Here is a 691-nt window from a genome sequence, read left to right as displayed (position 1 = left end):
GCGCCGAGCTGTCCATCGGGCGGGCGCTGCGCCCGCTCAAGCAGTACCGGTCCAACCCGCTCAAGCGGGAGGTCGACGAGGTCGCCACCGCGACGGCACTCGCCGAGACCGGCCTGCCCGACGTGGTCACCCGCCCGGCCCGCGAGCGCTGGCTGGACCTCGCGCTCGTCGTCGACGACGGGATGTCGATGCTGCTGTGGCGACGGCTGGCGGTCGAGCTGCGCACCCTGCTGCAGCGCGCGGGCGCCTTCCGCGTCGTACGGGTCCTGGGCCTGCACACCCGGGGCGCCGACGCACCCGTGCTGCGCGCCAAGCCGTACGTACCCGAGGCGCCCACCCTGCCCGTCACGGCGGTGTCCGACCCGTCGGGCCACACGCTGGTGCTGGTGCTGAGCGACGGGGTGGGCGCGGCGTGGCGGGACGGCCGGATGTCCGCCGTACTGGAGCGCTGGGCGGGCCTCGGCCCGACGGCCGTGATGCACGCCCTGCCGCCGCGCCTGTGGGAGGGGTCCGGGATCCGTGCGCAGCGCTGGCAGGTGCGCACCCGCAGGCCCGGTTCGCCGGGCACTGACTGGACGGTCACCGACCCCGTACTGCCCCCGGAGCTCGCACGCTTCGACGGCCTCCCCGTACCCGTACTGGAACCGGACGCCGGGCCGCTGGCCGACTGGGCCCGGCGTCCGGTTCCAGT

Annotated in this window: 1 protein-coding gene; it reads left to right on the top strand. The window is 76.0% G+C overall.

Features of this window, described 5'->3' with window-relative positions; genetic code table 11:
- Positions 1–8: 8 nt before the first annotated feature.
- On the top strand, positions 9–691 hold a 683-nt coding region (locus CCN51_RS50770; RefSeq protein WP_281262490.1), incomplete at its 3' end, for an SAV_2336 N-terminal domain-related protein.

The organism is Streptomyces milbemycinicus, from assembly GCF_002154605.1.
GTDB lineage: Bacteria > Actinomycetota > Actinomycetes > Streptomycetales > Streptomycetaceae > Streptomyces > Streptomyces milbemycinicus.
Note: the sequence above shows the minus strand (reverse complement) of the source record. Positions and strands in the feature narration are given on the sequence as shown.